This window comes from Candidatus Kapaibacterium sp. (assembly GCA_023957315.1).
In the GTDB taxonomy this organism is placed as follows: domain Bacteria; phylum Bacteroidota; class Ignavibacteria; order Kapaibacteriales; family UBA2268; genus PGYU01.
Genome location: JAMLHE010000003.1, coordinates 118220 through 133234 on the forward strand (window position 1 = coordinate 118220; position 15015 = coordinate 133234).

Below are 15015 nucleotides of genomic sequence, written 5' to 3' on the forward strand. Positions count from 1 at the left end.
TTTATGCCAACTTATGATTATAAATGCAAATCGTGCGGAACGACTTTCGAGTATCAGCAAAAATTCGCTGACGCTCCGCTAACTCATAGCCCCAAAGGCTTATGCAGTTGCGAAAATCCGAGTGAAGTTGTAAGAGTTTTCAGCAAAAATATTGGACTGGTGTTCAAAGGAACCGGATTTTATCAGACTGATTATACCAAAAAGTCAGCTTCTCCACCTGAAAAAAGTGAACCCGCTGCGAGTGCTTGCGGAACAAGTGCTTGTGCTTGCGCTGCCGATACCAAAGCATCGTAATATTTACTTAATATAGAGGCAGTTTCATAAACTGCCTCTTTTTTTGTAGAGTAATTCACATCACCCAGACCCTCTCGGAAGAGAAAGAGAATTAATGAAATTTTGTAGGGACAGAACAGCGTTCTGACCTAAATGTATCTTCCCGTCATGTGTTATAGATGACGGGACGAATATCCACATTACTTAATCATTATCGGCATTGTACGTGTGTCATTATGGTCTGTGAGTACGAGATAGTAGTAACCGGGACGGATTCCGTCGGTTTCTATTTCGAGAACTGCATGTCCGTTTAATGGTTGATATGTTATGAATGGTTCAATTTCTCTGATGCTTTTACCAAGATAATCGAATATTTCTACTTTCATGTTATCAATAGCGGCACGTGTAGCGGTTAATTCTACTTGTGCTCGGTCTTTGAAAGGATTTGGTCTAACTTTGTTCAAAAAGAAAGATGGAGCACTTTCCGTTACTGATACTCCAAATGGGTCATCAATTAAAAAACCACTGCTTAAGCCCAAATATGTCGTGCCGTTACTAAATTCATGTAGACCAGAGAAATTAGTATATTGATTAAAACCGTATTTTTCCGGGTCAATCCTGAAATAATTATTGTCTTCATCAACAATAAAAAAATGTTCTTTTTTATCATAGGGATGATAAATCGTTCTTTGGGATGGAATATAACACCATTTTCTAAGTTTGCTATCAATATAAATACTATATATTTGATAAGAAGAATCATTAGGAAATATCAAATCCCTGTCAAGTTCTACTTTTTCAATATTTTCACCATCATAATAAAAGAAACTTGAAATTAAAAGTTTGTCAATATGCAAAAACAATTTATCCCCATTTTTAAGCAAACCATTAATCATAGGCTTAACAAACGGTAAAAGTTCTTCTTCACTTAAGAAATTATTAATTATAGTATCCTTTATGAAAGGATAGTGATACTCTTGAGTTTCTATATCTAAATATGCTAAATCGAATTGAAGAGTAAAAAAGTATAATCTGTTACCAATAGAAACTAAACTAGTTTGAGCACTCCTTGTTTTGATATACATTTCCTCATCGCTTATGGGAGCTATAATTGTATCATATTTAATACCATCATATTTTATCAAATTAATATATGGGCTTGAAATATAAATATCTCCATTATTATGCTTGTATAAAGAATGTCTATAACGACTTTTACTAGGAGGATCTAATTCATTAAACACGTTTTCATTTCTTACAATTTCAATCCCATCGTAAATAAATAAGCCATCATGAGTAATAAACCATAGCTCATTATTGTTTTTATTAACATGTACGGCATCATGAAGTTTAATGTTTTTTTTGTTCGGAATGCCCATTTCAAGATTTGTAAATTGAAGACATTTATTATCAAAACAAATATTCAAATATGATACATCTAATTTAGAGTCTTCGTATGTAAACAAAAGAGTATCTCCAAGATTGAGCGAAGTTGAAACCTTGTTTTGCAAACTTATGTCATTAAATTTTGTAATAAATTTCAAATCTGGCATTTTACTTAAAACTATTGAAGCATTCGCCAAAATGATTAAGCTGATTAGAATTATATTTGCGATTTTCATAGTAGCTCCTAAAATTTTAAAAGAACATAAGGCAGACGAAAAGTCTAATTATATGTCGCTGCCTCATGCGTGTTAAGTTATCATTCGCACATAGGATAACAATCTTGTTCAACGCAATTGAATGCAGGTTGTTTATTTTGTCCTTCAACTTTCATTTTCATATGTCCATTCACAATTTCCATACAAATCTTGTAGTATTCATAACAATAAGCTTGTACATCGGTATCACAAGGTGTATATCTGACACCTTCCATAGTTTCAATACGAGTATAACAACCTCCATTTGTTACTATTATATTATATTCCGTTGGTGGAGCAGGCTCGCAAGGTGGAATACTAAGTGCAGGGTAAAAACATAATGTATCTGAATCCAAAACAGCTTCGATGAGCATATCCCAAGGAATTGCCGGTACACCCCAACCACTTGGAGTTGTCATCCATTCTAAACAAAACTCACAATCACCAATAATTAAAATATCTGAAAAATGAATCGCTGGTTTATTTCCAAATATAGTTACAAGTATATCGCAACACCATGTTGCTTGTATAGAACAACCTTCGCAAATTTCAACTGTAACTGTTGTAGGACCTTGAAATCCTGTAGGACATTGAGCTATCAATTCAATTTGAATCAATAAAAAAGCTACTATTAAAATAAATTTTTTCATGTTAATACTCAATTTTGTTTATAAATTTTATTATTAAAATCTAAATGCATTTTCACTGTTTCCCGCGTTGGGTATTCCGCTCACCCCCAAAGCTCCCCGTGCTTCGAGTGTTCATCGCACAATCACATCCTACCTCTCTCAACAGTGAGTGGATTCGATATATGCCCTATGTCGTAAATTCTCAACATCAAATTTCCATTTTGAAATTGAACACTCTCATATATGTAATAAACAAGTCAAAGTTCGTTTTGTTACATTTCTAACATAAAAAAGTTGAAAAAAATTTCAAAAAAAATAAATACAACACTCCCCAACCATCTGTCAACGCCACCCACGAATGAATCCGTGGGCTATGTTTTGGACAGAACGCTGTTCTATCCCTACTTATATATAAAAAAAAAAGAGCTTATCCTTTCGGGACAAGCTCTTTTTTCATTTGTAGCCGGGATTAGTGATGTCCGCCACCACCGCAACCACAGGTTTTAGCGTTGTTGGGGTTGTTGAACACAAAACCACTTCCATGAACATCGTCAACAAAATCAAGCGTGATGCCCATCAAATAAAATAGGCTCTTGTTGTCAATTAGGAAATTGAATTCGCTTGATTCAATCAATCTATCGTTGTCGCTGATTTCTGAGTCAAATCCCAGAATATAGTTCATTCCTGAGCATCCACCGCTCTGAGTACCCAATCTGAGTGAATAATCCTCAGGGACACTATTATCGCTACGGATTTGCAAAACTTTTTCGATTGCTCTGCGAGTTACATAAATTGAATCTTGGTCTTCAGCACCAAAAATTCCGGTGTTGATTTTTTCTACTTCGATTCCATCAATTATTGCAGTCATAAATTTACCTTTATAAAATTTGAAAATTAGTTTACTCTAAATATATAGTTAATTTTTGTAAAAAACAAATTAATTTTGGTCATAATCAATCAAAACATCATCAGTAAGAGGATGTGATTGGCAAGTTAATATAAATCCTTCCTCGATTTCATCGTCTGTGAGCGAATCTCGCTCATCCATCAATACTTTCCCGGAAACCAATTTTGCCCTGCATGTGGAGCAAGCTCCGATTTGGCAACTAAAGGGTGGGTCATAGCCTTCTCTCATTGCCGCAGTGAGAACAGTTTCGTCCGGCTCTACTTCATAGACGTAATTCTCGCCATAAAGTCTCAATTTCACAGTTCTTGTTGTAAGTTCTTCTTCTTGTTCGAGTACTATATTATGCTCAGATTCATCTACAATCTTTGGTAAAGGTGCGGTGAAAGATTCTTTATGAATTTGATGAGTGGCAACATTCAGCTCCTTCAGAGCAAGTTCTGCTTCATGCATCATGCCCTGTGGACCGCATAAATAAAACTGTGCTGAAAAAATGTTTTTGACAGCAATATCATTAATCAATCTTTTGATTTTTTCGGCATTCAATCTTCCGCTTAGTCCTGTCCAATCGCTTTCCGGACGGCTCAAAATATGAATAATCACCAAACGATTGCTATATTTGACAGTCAATTTTTCTAATTCATTTTGAAATATGATTGTATCAGTACTTCGATTTTGATATATCAGTGTAACTTGTGATTTTGATTCAACATGTAGTATTGTTTTAATCATCGAAATCAATGGCGTGATACCGCTTCCGGCGCCAATCATCACATAATGCTTTTGCGAATCCGGGGAAACTTCGACAACGAAATTGCCCATAGGAGGCATGATTTCCAAATAATCCCCTACTTTGAGCGAATCATTCAAATAACGAGACACCACTCCGTCATCAACTTTTTTGACAGCAATAGTCAAATCGGTATCGCTAAAGGGGCTTGAGCAAATGGAATACGCGCGCCTGTTCTCTACACCGTTAACAGGCACTTTCAAAGTTAAGTATTGACCTTGCTTATAGGCAAAAGTGCTTTTCAAATCGTTGGGTATTTCAAAGGTAATTGAAACAGTGTCGTGAGTTTCTCTTGTCAGATTTTTAATTTTAAGCAAATAAAATTTCAATGCCATTATTGTTTTTACCTGTTTATGTTAAGTTAAAATAGTCCTAATTCCAATCGGGCAACATCGCTAAGCATGCTTTTGTCCCAAGGCGGATTAAATGTCAAAATCACTTTGGCATCGGTGATGCCTTCAACTTCCTTCGCTTTCTGTTCAACTGTACCCGGCAGTACGCCTGCTTCGGGACAATTTGGTGCTGTTAAGGTCATCAAAATTACGGCTTCGTTTTCGCCGGTAATGCTTATGTCGTAAATCAATCCCAAATCATAAACATTAACCGGAATTTCCGGGTCATAAACTGTTTTGATTGACTCTACGACTGCATCTTCTAATTCTTGGGGTGTGAAAGTTTTGTCGCTCATATTGTAATCTCCATATCTTCGGTTGAAACAGGCGCATTATCTAATTCGGACTTTTGAATGGCTTTCATCATAGTGTGCCATGCGAGGCTTGCACATTTTACTCTTGCGGGATATTCGCGTACACCACAAAAAACTGCCAATTTGCCGAGCTCGAGTGTATCGCATTTGTCGCTGAGGTCAGCAGTAACGATATTGATAAAATCATCAAATAAACCTTTGGCTTCGGCAACTGTTTTGCCCACAATCAGTGTGGTCATAATCGAAGCAGATGCTTTAGAAATAGCACAACCCGCACCTTTGAATTTGATTTCGAGAATTTTGCCGTTCTCAACTTTGGCATATACATCAATTTGGTCGCCACACAGCGGATTGTGTCCTTCCGCTGTGTTTGTAGCATCGTCCATAACACCGAAATTACGCGGATTTTTGTTATGGTCTAATATGACCTGCTGATATAGTTCGTTTATTTCGCTCATTTCATTAACTAAAAAGTTTTATTACTTTCAAAACGCTATTATATAAAACGTCAATTTCTTCATATGTATTGTAAACCGCAAACGAGGCTCTTGTTGTTGCAGGCACACCGAATCTTTTCATCAGAGGTTCTGTGCAATGTTGTCCTGTCCGGACAGCGACACCTTCCATATCTAAAAGGGTTCCGATGTCATGCGGGTGAGCACAATCCAAAACAAAGGAAAGCACTGCAGATTTATGAGCTGCAGTACCAATTATTTTGAGTTGCTCGATTTGCGATAATTTTTCAGTAGCATAATTCAACAAATTCGCTTCGTATGCCGCAATATTTTCAATTCCGAGCGAATCTATAAATTCTAAAGACTTTGCCAATCCGATTGCACCTGCAATATTTGTAGTGCCTGCTTCGAACTTTTGTGGCAAATCATTGAAAATCGTCTTTTCAAAACTGACAGATTTAATCATATCACCACCTGTTTGGTAAGGAGGCATGGTATCAAATATTGCTCTTTTGCCGTAAAGCACTCCAATTCCTGTTGGACCATAAACTTTATGACCGGAAAATACAAGAAAATCAGGATTCAATTCTTGAACATTTATTGAAGCATGATGAACCGATTGAGCAGCATCAATCAAAACGACTGCATCAACTGCATGAGCTGCATCAATTATTTCCTTAATCGGATTGATTGTGCCTAAGCTATTAGATATATGAACGATGGAAACGATTTTGGTTTTGTGCGATAATAGTTTGTAAAATTCCTCCATTATCAATTCGCCGTTGTCGTTTATCGGTATTACTTTGAGTACAGCACCGGTTTTTTGACATAAAATTTGCCATGGAACTATATTGGCGTGATGTTCCATGTGCGAAATTAATATTTCATCGTCTTTAGTAAGATTAATCAAACCGTAGGAATATGCAACTAAATTAATTGATTCGGTTGTACCCTTTGTGAAAATAATTTCCTCCGGCTCGGCAGCTTTGATAAAACCCTGAATTGTCTGACGAGATTTTTCATATTTTGATGTCGAAAGCTGACTTAGCTTATGGACTCCACGATGAATATTTGAATTATATTCACGGTAGAATTTATCCATAGAATCAATCACAGACAAAGGTTTTTGCGTAGTCGCAGCATTATCGAGGTAAACCAAAGGCTTTTTATGTACCGTAACACTCAAAATCGGGAATTGCTTCCTTACCGATTCGACATCTATACTTTTTATAACTTTAGTGTGCATTATTATTTGGTGCTAATTTGACACCGTTTTTGTTATTGATTTAGTTTGTTTTCGACTCTTTCGAGTAGATGCAATCGCAATGGCTCGTGCTTGATTAGGTCGATTATATCATCGGCTATTGCATTCAAAATCATTGCTTCAGCTTTTTTCCTACCAATTCCACGACTCACAAGATAAAATATCGAGAGTTCGTCCAATGCACCGGAAGTTGCTCCGTGACTACATTTGACGTCATCTGCATAAATTTCGAGCTCAGGTTTTGTAAAAATTGAGGCATTATCAGACAACAAAACATTCTTATTCGATTGATATGCGTTAGTCTTTTGGGCATCTTTTCTGACAAGGATTTTGCCATTAAAAATTCCTGTCGAGTTTCCATGCAAAATACCCTTATAATTTTCGTTGCTTACGCAATTCGGGAAAGCATGGTCAGCCAAGGAATGAATGTCGAACAATTCATTTCCGGAAGTAATGAAAACTCCCGAAAGATTAGATTCGATATTTTCGCCGTTGAGCAAAGTGTGAATATTATTTCGGTTAAATTGCCCGCCGAGCGACACATTTACATTGTGATAATGCGAATCGCTTTCTTGATTGACTTGTGTAAAATCTATAGTATGCGACAATTCGCTGTCGTCTTGGACTCTGTAGTGTTCCAAGGATGCATTTTTTGAGATGTAATATTCGGAAACTGAGTTCTTCAATGAAGCATACTTGCCAAAACTGTGAACAGATTCGATAATAGTTGCTTGCGAACCTTCTTCGGCGATTACGAGTAATCGCGGGTTATTTATGATTGCATTAGTATCGGCAAAATTCAAATAAACGATTTGCAAAGGAGTTTCGACAACTGTGTTTTTATCAATTTTGATTACAATACAATCTTGTGCAAAAGCAGTATTCAAAGCTATAAAAGGATTATTTTCCAATTTGATGCTTTGTCCGTAATAATCAGATATCTGAGCTTTTTGAGCATCATCAAAATCTGAAAGTCGCGAAATTGTAACTCCGGCTTGATTTGATTTCAAATTTTGCGAAGCTGAAAATCCGTTCACAAGAACAATTTTTTCCGCCTCAATTTCATTCAAAGGATGATTTGCAAATTTCTCAGCTACAGAAGAATCCACTTCTGATTTTTTGATAATATCGAAATTGTGCTTATTCAAGAAAGTCAATCCCGTGTATTTCCAATGCTCATGCTTGAGTGTTGGAATACCGTATGAATCAAATTGCGCCAAAGCGTCGCGCCTGTTTGATTCGGCGGACAAGCCATTAAGTGAATCAAATTGATTTATAAGTTTTTGTTTAAATTCTGATGTTGAAATATTCGTTGACATTTATTTAACCTATTTTCGTAATAATTATAATTATGCGATAGCTTCTGCTTTTACCCAATCGTATCCTCTTTCTTCGAGTTCGTAAGCTAATTCCTTTCCACCTGATTTTATGATTCGCCCTTCGGATAATACATGGACATAATCAGGAATGATATAATCAAGCAAACGCTGATAGTGGGTAATAATCAAAAAAGCATTATTATCAGTTTTTAATTTGTTCACTCCATTTGCCACAACTTTCATCGCATCTATATCTAGACCCGAGTCAGTTTCGTCGAGTACAGCGAATTTTGGTTCAAGCATTGCCATTTGGAAAATCTCGTTCTTTTTCTTTTCACCGCCGGAAAAACCAACATTGACTGAGCGAGAAAGGAATGAAGTCTCGATTTCGACTAATTTGGCACGTTCTTTCATCATTTGGAGAAAATCCATTGCATCAAGTGGGTCTTGATTGCGAAATTTTCTAATTTCATTAATAGCAGTTTTCAAAAAGTTTGCATTTGAGACACCCGGAATTTCTACCGGATATTGGAACGCAAGGAAAACACCTGCACGTGCTCGGTCTTCGGGAGACATATCGAGCAAGTCAATGCCATCAAAAGTAACAGTGCCTTCCGTAACTTCAAACTCTTCTTTACCTGCAAGAACTGAAGCTAATGTGCTTTTTCCGGAACCGTTCGGTCCCATAATTGCATGGATTTCGCCGGCATTAATAGTTAGATTCAATCCGTGAAGGATTTCATTACCGTAAATATTTGCTTTTAAGTTTTTTATTTCAATTAAAGCCATTTAGATTACCTATATTTTAAATTTTCTTGTTAAATTTCGATTAAAAAAATTATCCGACACTACCTTCGAGACTAATTGCAAGCAACTTTTGCGCTTCGACGGCAAATTCCATCGGCAATTGATTCAGCACTTCTTTAGCATAACCGTTAACAATCAATGCAACTGCATCTTCAGTCGAGATACCACGTTGATTAAGATAAAAGATTATGTCTTCGGAAATTTTTGAAGTTGTAGCCTCATGTTCGACCGTAGCGGACTTATTTTGAATTTCGAGATATGGAAATGTATGAGCTCCGCATTTATCGCCTAATAGTAGCGAATCGCATTGTGAAAAATTGCGAGATTTGGAAGCATTTTTGGTGATTTTGACTAATCCGCGATAGCTATTTTCGCTAAATCCTGCCGAAATCCCTTTTGATACAATTCTACTTTTGGTGTTTTTGCCGATATGAATCATCTTTGTACCTGTATCAGCTTGCTGATAGTTATTTGTCATGGCAACCGAGTAGAATTCGCCGATTGAATTATCCCCTTTGAGGATACAACTTGGGTATTTCCATGTAATTGATGAGCCGGTCTCGACTTGAGTCCATGAAATTTTGGAATTAGCACCCTCGCAAATACCGCGTTTAGTAACAAAATTATAGATACCACCTTTGCCTTCTTTATCTCCGGGATACCAATTCTGGACAGTTGAATACTTGATTTCTGCATTTTTGTGAGCAACAAGCTCTACCACTGCGGCGTGCAGCTGATTTTCATCACGCATTGGTGCTGTACATCCTTCCAAATAGCTAACATAACTGCCTTCTTCGGCAATTATGAGAGTTCTCTCAAATTGTCCTGTATTGGACGCATTTATTCGGAAATAAGTAGATAATTCCATTGGGCAACGTACGCCTTTGGGAATATATACAAATGAACCATCTGAGAAAACTGCCGAGTTTAGTGCTGCAAAAAAGTTGTCTGTGTGCGGAACCACGCTACCGAGATATTTTTCGACTAATTCCGGGTGGCTATGAACGGCTTCGCTAATCGGACAAAAAATTATCCCCGCTTCGTTGAGTTTATCTTTGAAAGTAGTAGCTACGGAGACACTATCCAAGACAGCGTCAACAGCTATTCCTTGCAATTTCTTTTGTTCATTGAGCGGAATTCCGAGCTTTTCATATATTGACAGGATATCAGGGTCAACTTCGTTCAAATCTTTTAGTCCCGGTTTGTCAACCGGAGCCGCATAGTAATATGCGTCTTGATAATCAATTTGAGGGAAATTGACTTTTTGCCATTTCGGTTCTTTCATTTTCAACCAATGGCGAAAGGCTTTCAGCCTCCAATTAAGCATAAATTCGGGTTCTTTTTTCTTGAGAGAAATGAATCGAACTATTTCTTCATTTAAGCCTTTGGGTGCAAATTCTTGTTCTATATCCGAGAAAAATCCATACTTATATTCACTTTTTGCAAGGTTTTCGAGTAACAGTTGGTCGTCATCTTTAACATCTTGGGACATTACGTCACGCTCCTAATTAATTCCATTGAGAATTTTGAAATCATTTTTTAAAAATTGACTATTTTGAGTTTCGTTAGCTAAGTCTGCGAGAAAAGTCTGCGAAAATACTTCATTAACTTTAGATTGTAATACTGACATTGGGTCTTTCAATTCGCATGAGCAACTTCTGACGCAATCGCTGTCCGTCATACATTCAACGATTCCTACATTTTCACTTACTGCTTGAATGATATCCATCACTGAAATCACATCAGGTGTGCCTACCAAATGATAGCCACCTTTGATTCCTTGTTGGGAATTGACAAGCCCGCTTTTCATTAGACTTTGTAAGGATTTTGATAAAAATTCAAAGGATATTCCGAGACTTGTAGCAATCTCCTTTGCTGAAACAGGCTCTCCGCTTTTTTCAGCGAGATATTGCATTGCAAGTATGGCATATTCAGTTTTTTTCGACAATCGAAACATTTTTCATCAAAATAATTTATAATCAATGCAAGTGACGATTTGTAAATAGGACTATTGTTATCCTAATTTAAAAATATATGGAAATTGTTAATGTTTGGCATAGAATTTTGTAATTAACTTTTGTTTTGTATATTTATAAATTAATTTTTAACATGAGTAAAATGAAAATGAAAATTATTGCGACATTAACTATTATAGTGCTGTTCAGCATATTGTCTAACAGACAAGCGTATAGCCAGCCAATTGATTCGAGTAAAACTGTAGTACTCGAGAACATTTATGTCAATGGGACGCAAATCAGTGATTTTGCCAATGGAGTAACGATAAGCGATACGGACTCCATTTCGGTCGAGTACAAGCTAAATACCCCGCAAAGCAGTGACAATACTACTCCATTTTACTTCAGAGTGAAGTTCAGCAACGGAGTAGATTCATCTATCCGTACAACGGGTTCTCCATCTGTCTCCTACAAAAATCTGTCTGAAAGAAATTACGTTTTGACTATTGGTGCATTCGATTTGCAGAGGCAATGGAATGCAGTTGAAACACAGTTAAAAATTATAGTTGACAATGAAAAAGCTGCGATGTATGTCAAAATTGACTCCTTAAATCAACATATTGCCGGTATGGAAGCAAAACCTGATACTTTAGTCGCTGAAGAGGTCGTTACTGAATCATCTTTCAATCTTGAGATGATTGTAATTGTTCTGCTCGGGTCACTTGTAATCATATTATTGCTACTTTACATTTCAAAAGGGAAAAAGAATGACACAGAAAAGCAGGATACAATTATTAGCGAACCAAAAGGTGTTGATTTAGAAAAACATGAAGCAGTTTTAGAAGAAAATAGCAAACTGAGAGCTGATATATCTGCATTGCGAGGGCAAATTGATGCGGTCTTACTCCGAGCTCAAGAATTAGCAAAACAAAACAGCGATTTGCAACATATGGTTCAAAAGCTCTCTAAGAGCAAAATGGAATTGGAAGACCTGCAAAAACAAAAAGATGACCTTTTTGCAGTTATAATCCACGACATCAAAAATCCGGCTTCACTAATCAAAAGCTTAGTGGAATTGCTGACTTCGTATGATTTGACTGCAAGCGAGCAACAAGAAATCATAAACGATATAGCCCAGACAACTTCAAGAATCGTTAATTTATCACAAGAAGTATCAAGAATCATGGCTCTCGAAAGTAGCAGAATGATGATTAATTTTGAGCAAGTAAATATGAATGATATAATAAATGATGTCTTTTTACGAAACAAGATAGCAGCAAAGAATAAGTCCATTATTTTTACTACTGCATTGCAATCCGACCTACCTGAATGTATGCTCGACCCCAACAAAATTGATGAAGTAGTCGAGAATTTAGTCTCGAATTCCATAAAATTCACCCAAAATGGTGGAAGTGTTAAGTTGAAATCGTATTTTGATAAAGAAAGTGTAGTTTTCGAGATTAGTGACAACGGCTTGGGATTATCACAAGAAGATTTGAAACATACATTTGAGAGAGGTGCCAGACTAAGTGCAAAACCAACAGGTGGTGAAAATTCTACCGGTTTGGGGCTTTGGATTGTCAAAAAATTAGTGGACGCACATCACGGTAGAGTTTGGGTAAAAAGTACACTTGGAAAAGGCTCAACTTTTGCATTTTCGATACCTTTGAACCAAGACAATGATTAATATATTATATTTGAATTACATGATTGTGCATTTTCGTAAGAAATGTTACATCACATAATTCGTATAATATATTAATATGGCTAAAACTAAAACAACCAAAGCAGAAATTGCTGATAAAATAACTGATGAATCTTCGGTTTCAACTAATGAAAATTCTGAAACTGAGATTAATGGTGTTACAGTTCAACGTAAAAAGTCGAATACACGGCGGAAGGCTAAGAGTAGCCCAAAGACTGAAACTGTAGTTGTGGACGTAAAGAAGGCACCGGAGCCGATTGCAGAGCAAATATTTGCTGATGAACCTAAAGTTGAATCTGATGACACAAACACAAAGCGAAATTCAAAAACAAGTTCGCCAAGACGTAAATCAACAAAATCCACACCAAATGTTGATACAAAACCGGAAAATGAAGATTCTGCACCAAAAATTGAATCACTTAATTTCGGTTCGATAATAACTTTTGATTCCGACGAGGAGCCTAAAGATGCTGATGATGAGCCAAAAGTTCCAATCAAAAATGTCATCGAAAACATAACTACTCCCCCACAACAAACAAAACAAAATCCGAATCAGATTAAGCAAAACCCGAATCAGATTAAGCAAAACCCGAATCAACAAAAGCAAAACCCGAATCAGATTAAGCAAAACCCGAATCAACAAAAGCAAAACCCGAATCAGATTAAGCAAAACCCGAATCAACAAAAGCAAAACCCGAATCAACAAAAGCAAAACCCGAATCAGATTAAGCAAAACCCGAATCAACAAAAGCAAAACCCGAATCAACAAAAGCAAAACCCGAATCAACAAAAGCAAAACCCGAATCAACAAAAGCAAAACCCGAATCAGATTAAGCAAAACCCGAATCAACAAAAGCAAAACCCGAATCAGCAAATACAAGTTGAGCAGGATGAGCCAAATCTAAATCAACAAGCAAGCGTTGTACAGCAAAAGCAGAGTCCGAATCAACAGAAGCAGAATCCGAATCAACAGAAGCAGAACACGAAACAACAAGATAAAGTTGAAAAGCCTAAACTAAAGCCACAGGCTAAAAATTCAAAAGCTAAGAAAGAATCCGATAATCAAGAATTGCAATCAAAACAAGCACCTAAGCCTATCGCTCGTGAAGTTCTTACCTACTCATTGCCTGATGTGAAGCAGTTAGCACCTCGATTGTTAAAAAATCCGGTAATCAGAAAATTTTTAGCTGCAATAGAAGATTTTCTGAAAACAAGAATTTATATCGAAAAGGGCTTCAGAATAGTCCTTGCCGTTAGTGGTGGAGTAGATTCGGTAGTCATGTTGGATTGTATGGCTTTAGTAGCCGATAAATTAGGTTTGCAAATATATATTGCTCATTTCAATCATATGCTTCGCGAGAAGGAATCCGATTTAGATGCAGAATTAGTCAAGAATTTGGCGGAACAATACAATATTCAATTTTTGAATAGTTCCGGCAATGTGAAAGCGTTTTCACAAAAAAATAATATTAGCATCGAACATGCAGCTCGAAATTTGCGCTACAACTTTTTTGAACGTACAACTCGAAATTTAGATGCTGATTTGATGGCTACAGCACATACATCCGATGATTCAGTCGAGACATTTATACTTAATTTGTTACGTGGTTCCGGTTTGACGGGTTTGAGTGGAATTCCTGAAGTTAGAAAATTTGTAAAAAATGTTCTTATAATCCGCCCCTTACTATCTTTCACTAAAAAAGAGATTAAAAATTATGCAGAACTTCGTAAGCTGAAATGGCGCGAGGACGAATCCAATCAGTTGTTGAATTACACTCGTAATAAGGTGCGATTAGATTTGATGCCGAAACTCAGAGCTGATTACAATCCGGCGGTAGATGAAATCATAAGTCGCACTGCAAGGTTAATCTATGGCGCAGATAATTTGATTAGAGAATTGGTCAAAAAGCACATGGTTCCGGTAGTTGTGGATGTCACTCCTGAGAGATTCAGTCTCAAAGTACCAATTTTGCAAACTCATGAAGAATTCATGCAAGGTGAAATCATTCAAGCTGCATGGCTGAAATATTTCAGATTGCAACCTTTGTCTCTTTCTGCGGTGGATAGAATCATGTCAATTTTCGACAAACAAAGTGGCACTCAGGTAGAAATTGGCTCAGGATATTTTGCCTTAAAAGACAGAAACATTGTAATTATATCCAAATCATCCGTCATTAAGAAAGTAAAAGTATTTGGCTCTTTGCCGAGCGAATATCGTGTAAATGGTTACAAAATCGTTTTCACATTGGTTGATAAACGTGCAGTGAAAATTATCGAGAACCCCGAAATTGAATACTTTGATTATGATAAAGTCGGGACTTACGTGGAAATACGAAATTGGGAACAAGGTGACACTTTCCAACCTCTGGGAGCACCCGGCGAGATGAAAATAAGCGATTTCTTGACAAATGAGAAGGTTTCTTTGCTCGAAAAGCCTAACATCATCATCGTCAGAAATACATATGAAACTGTTTGGGTTGTTGGGAAGCGAATCGGAGAGAAATTTAAAATTGACAGTGAAACTAAAACTTTCTTAAAAGCTGAAATTGTTCAGCTAAAGTAGGCAAT

14 protein-coding genes and 1 pseudogene are annotated in these 15015 nt (G+C 36.6%); 3 read left to right on the forward strand and 12 right to left on the reverse strand.

Annotated features, from left to right (window positions below):
• The first annotated feature begins 3 nt into the window (after positions 1–3).
• Positions 4–294, forward strand: a complete 291-nt coding sequence (locus M9949_03960; GenBank protein ID MCO5250561.1) for a zinc ribbon domain-containing protein — start codon at positions 4–6, stop codon at positions 292–294.
• A gap of 179 nt (positions 295–473) precedes the next feature.
• Here M9949_03960 and M9949_03965 read toward each other — a convergent pair whose 3' ends face one another.
• The 12 genes and pseudogenes from M9949_03965 to M9949_04020 form a co-directional block, all read right to left on the reverse strand.
• Entirely contained in the window at positions 474–1895 is a 1422-nt protein-coding gene (locus M9949_03965) for a hypothetical protein (GenBank protein ID MCO5250562.1), read from the reverse strand.
• 80 nt (positions 1896–1975) lie between these two features.
• A complete protein-coding gene (locus tag M9949_03970) occupies positions 1976–2563 on the reverse strand; it encodes a hypothetical protein (GenBank protein ID MCO5250563.1) in 588 nt (195 codons plus the stop codon).
• Between the two features lie 448 nt (positions 2564–3011).
• Positions 3012–3410: an iron-sulfur cluster assembly accessory protein gene (locus M9949_03975; GenBank protein MCO5250564.1), complete on the reverse strand. Its 399-nt coding sequence runs from the start codon at positions 3408–3410 to the stop codon at positions 3012–3014.
• A 69-nt stretch (positions 3411–3479) separates the two neighbouring features.
• A complete protein-coding gene (locus tag M9949_03980) occupies positions 3480–3749 on the reverse strand; it encodes a 2Fe-2S iron-sulfur cluster-binding protein (protein MCO5250565.1) in 270 nt (89 codons plus the stop codon).
• A gap of 198 nt (positions 3750–3947) precedes the next feature.
• Positions 3948–4571 (reverse strand): annotated as a pseudogene (locus tag M9949_03985) (FAD-binding oxidoreductase).
• Positions 4572–4597: 26 nt separating this feature from the next.
• Positions 4598–4924 carry a DUF59 domain-containing protein gene (locus M9949_03990; GenBank protein MCO5250566.1) on the reverse strand — a complete coding sequence of 109 codons (327 nt, stop codon included), beginning with the start codon at positions 4922–4924 and terminating at the stop codon, positions 4598–4600.
• Positions 4921–5400, reverse strand: a complete 480-nt coding sequence (locus M9949_03995) for an SUF system NifU family Fe-S cluster assembly protein (GenBank protein ID MCO5250567.1) — start codon at positions 5398–5400, stop codon at positions 4921–4923. Before M9949_03995 ends, M9949_03990 begins: the two co-directional genes overlap by 4 nt.
• 4 nt (positions 5401–5404) lie before the next feature.
• Positions 5405–6643: a cysteine desulfurase gene (locus M9949_04000; protein ID MCO5250568.1), complete on the reverse strand. Its 1239-nt coding sequence runs from the start codon at positions 6641–6643 to the stop codon at positions 5405–5407.
• A gap of 32 nt (positions 6644–6675) precedes the next feature.
• Positions 6676–7980: a Fe-S cluster assembly protein SufD gene (gene sufD, locus M9949_04005; protein MCO5250569.1), complete on the reverse strand. Its 1305-nt coding sequence runs from the start codon at positions 7978–7980 to the stop codon at positions 6676–6678.
• 30 nt (positions 7981–8010) lie between these two features.
• Positions 8011–8769, reverse strand: coding sequence for a Fe-S cluster assembly ATPase SufC (gene sufC, locus M9949_04010; protein MCO5250570.1), 759 nt, complete (start codon positions 8767–8769; stop codon positions 8011–8013).
• Positions 8770–8818: 49 nt separating this feature from the next.
• Positions 8819–10279, reverse strand: coding sequence for a Fe-S cluster assembly protein SufB (gene sufB / locus M9949_04015; GenBank protein ID MCO5250571.1), 1461 nt, complete (start codon positions 10277–10279; stop codon positions 8819–8821).
• A 12-nt stretch (positions 10280–10291) separates the two neighbouring features.
• Positions 10292–10735, reverse strand: coding sequence for an Rrf2 family transcriptional regulator (locus M9949_04020; GenBank protein MCO5250572.1), 444 nt, complete (start codon positions 10733–10735; stop codon positions 10292–10294).
• 170 nt (positions 10736–10905) lie between these two features.
• Between M9949_04020 and M9949_04025 the strand changes: the two genes are divergently transcribed.
• Complete coding sequence (locus M9949_04025) at positions 10906–12429, forward strand: HAMP domain-containing histidine kinase (GenBank protein MCO5250573.1); 1524 nt, start codon at positions 10906–10908, stop codon at positions 12427–12429.
• A 76-nt stretch (positions 12430–12505) separates the two neighbouring features.
• Positions 12506–15010: a tRNA lysidine(34) synthetase TilS gene (gene tilS, locus M9949_04030; protein ID MCO5250574.1), complete on the forward strand. Its 2505-nt coding sequence runs from the start codon at positions 12506–12508 to the stop codon at positions 15008–15010.
• Positions 15011–15015: the final 5 nt, after the last annotated feature.